This window comes from Desulfobotulus sp. (assembly GCF_034006065.1).
Lineage (GTDB): Bacteria > Desulfobacterota > Desulfobacteria > Desulfobacterales > ASO4-4 > Desulfobotulus.
In genome coordinates this window covers 1-2,920 of record NZ_JAVETM010000113.1, presented here as the reverse complement: position 1 = coordinate 2,920, position 2,920 = coordinate 1, and the positions used below count along the sequence as shown (strand labels likewise).

Genomic DNA, 2,920 nt, shown 5'->3' with positions numbered 1-2,920 from the left:
GCCGCCCACACGGTCGTGGATGGGAAACCCCACACGGATAAGGGGCGTTTTTGTTTTTCTCGCCATGGCGTAGCCTTTGCTGGAACCCATGAAAAAGTCCGGCGGATTTTCTTCGGCAAGCTTTTCTAGGGTGGCATAATCGGCACCTTCCACCACCTTCATTCCCGTCTGTTCATCTTCAGAAAGAAGACTTTCCAGGGATTTTTTCAATTGACCAGAGCGGCTTCCCGATGCGGCCACAAGGGTTTTGACGCCGATTTCCGCAAGAAAGGGTACAAGGCCTGCCACCAGATCTTCATCCCCGAAGACCATGGCCTTGAGACCGGAGAGAATTTTATGACTGTCCACATAGGCATCGATGAGCCGGGAGCGCTCTTCCAGCAGCATTTTGGGAATGGCCTGCCCGCTGAGATCCTGAAGAAGGGCAAGGAAGCGGTCCGTGGCCCGTATGCCCACGGGAAGCCCCTGAAAATGCGGTGCAAGGCCGGATTTTCTGCCAAGGATTTTTAAGGGCGAGATCTCCCGCAAGGCGGATGCGGCCCCCAGATGCAGGCCCGCTTTCGCCTCGATCATGTTCTGCAAACTCTCTAGCGATACACCGCCACGGGGCAGGGTCTCGTATTCCTCCCACTTGCCGCCATCGAGGGTCTCTGAGCTGTCCGGCACAAGGCAGGGAAAAAGGCCCATGAGACCCACAAGATCCTTGAGATGGCGCTGATCCGCCGGGGAGAGTGCGGCGGTGAAAAGGGGCAGAAGCTCTTCCCGCTTTCCGGCCATGTTCGAAGGGCCTTCCGGAAGAAGCTGATCCACGAGGGCGGAAAGGCTTTTCCAGTAGCCTTCCTCATGGCTGCCGCTGTAACTGGGGGTAGAGGCAAAGATGAGGGGCGGATAGTCCGGGTTGGCTTTCCGGATTTCCTTCAGCATCATGGGCACATCGTCACCAATGGTTTCTGAAAGGCAGGTGGAGGCAATGCCAATGATTTTAGGTCTGTACTGGCGCAGGATGTTGTTGATGGCCATGCGCAGGTTGGCCCCGCCGCCGAAGATGGCCGTGTCTTCATGAAAATTGGAGGAGGCGATGTCCACGGGTTCTTTGAAATGGCTGATCATGTAGCGGCGGATGTAGGTGGCACAGCCCTGGGAGCCGTGGAGCAGGGGAACGCAGCCTTCCACACCCTTGAAGGCCAGAGCCGCCCCAAGGGGAGCGCAGAGGCTGCATGCGTTTTCCGTGACGGGTTTCATGATTTCTTCGGAATGGAACATGGTGCCTCCTTTTATATGCGGGCCTTGCGGTCAAAAAAACGGAACACGGGGCTGGTTACGGTGGCGTGCACTTCCCTTGCAAAGTTCACCATGCCCTCAAAGCCCGCCAGCGGGATTTTCCGTTCGTGGTTGTGGTCGCAGAAGCCAAGGCCAAGCTTGAAGGCAATGGGCCTTTCCTTTACCCCGCCGATGAAAAGATCGGCTCCCTTTTCCACGACGCAGGCGGAAAGCTCCAGAGGGTTGGCATCGTCCACAATGAGGGTGCCGGGTTTGCAGATCCGGGCAAGTTCCTCATATTCGTCCCCGGCTCCCGTCTGGGTACCCGCCATGACCACTTCCATGCCCAAAGCATCCAGTGCCCGGATGAGGGAAAAGGCCTTGAAGGCCCCGCCCACATAGAGGGCGGCCTTTTTCCCCTGAAGATCCATTTTATAGCGCTGGATCTCCGGCAGGATGGCCCGGATTTCCTCCCGCACCAGATCCTTGGTACGCTCCATGAGATCCCTCTCTTCAAAAAAGGAAGCCACATCGTAAAGGGCTTTGGCCACATCCTCGATACCGAAATAGGACACCCGGATGAAGGGAATGCCAAAGGCCTTTTCCATGTCTCTGGCAAGGCCGGTCATGGAGCCGGAGCACTGCACCACATTGAGCTTTGCCTCCGGTGCCTTCATGATTTCCTCCACCCGGCTGTCTCCGGTCATGACGGAAACCACATCAATGCCCATGCGGCGGTAATAGTCTTTGATGATCCAGGCTTCGCCGCCGATGTTGAATTCCCCCAGAATATTGATGGAAAGGGGGCGGGATGCGGGCAGGGCTTTTTGATCAAACAGGGAGAAGAGGGCGGTGCAGGCGGCCTTGTACCCGTCCTTTTTGGTGCCCTTGAAACCTTCGGAATGCACGGGCCGTACGGGAATGCCCATTTTAGCTTCCACCTTGCGGCAGACAGCCCCCACATCGTCGCCAATGATGCCGATGATGCAGGTGCTGTACACAAAGGCGGCTTTGGGCGCGTATTTTTCAATGAGGTGGAGGAGGGCGGCCTCCAGCTTTTTTTCGCCTCCGAAGATCACATCCTTTTCCTTGAGGTCGGTGGAAAAGCTTAAGCGGTGCAGCTCCGGCCCGGAAGAGAGGGCACCCCGGATGTCCCAGGTGTAGGCGGCGCAGCCGATGGGGCCGTGGACGAGATGCAGGGCATCGGCAATGGGGTAGAGCACCACCCTGGAGCCGCAGAAGACGCAGGCCCGCTGGCTGACGGAGCCTGCAAGGCTTTTGGTGTCGCAGCTCAGGGTGCAGGGAGCCTCACCTGTTTTATGGATGGCGTTTTTTCTTTGTTCCAGTATGGAAAAACCTTGGTTCGGCATAAGTCCCCCTTTGCTGTACGGGCTGCGGATGGGAAGTCTGTGTGCAGGCATACAGAGTTTTTGTGGTAACTGTTCAGCATGGCTTTAATTTCAGCAGCATGGTTCCAGCATAAGACAGCCTGTTGGTGAGTGACATATTCCGAAAGAGTTTCAGCGGCCCTTTTGCCCTCACCCCCGGCCCCTCTCCCAGTGGGCTGGGCTTTACCCGCAATTTTTATCAAGCCTGTTGAGTTGCAAAAATGTAGTTTTGAGGGTGTCTAAATGCTCTTTTTCCCTCTCTTTCCTTAATG

At 56.5% G+C, this 2,920-nt stretch carries 2 protein-coding genes; both read right to left on the bottom strand.

From position 1 onward, the window contains the following. Positions 1-1,263: nitrogenase component 1 (locus RBR60_RS16645; RefSeq protein ID WP_320358898.1), on the bottom strand; the 1,263-nt coding region annotated here is incomplete at its 3' end. 11 nt (positions 1,264-1,274) lie between these two features. Next, positions 1,275-2,630, bottom strand: a complete 1,356-nt coding sequence (gene nifE, locus RBR60_RS16640) for a nitrogenase iron-molybdenum cofactor biosynthesis protein NifE (RefSeq protein WP_320358896.1) — start codon at positions 2,628-2,630, stop codon at positions 1,275-1,277. Between the last annotated feature and the right edge of the window lie 290 nt (positions 2,631-2,920).

Bases quoted from the DNA above. Each gene is read 5' to 3' on its own strand.
- nifE (WP_320358896.1), bottom strand. From the start codon at position 2,630: ATGCCGAACCAAGGTTTTTCCATACTGGAACAAAGAAAAAACGCCATC.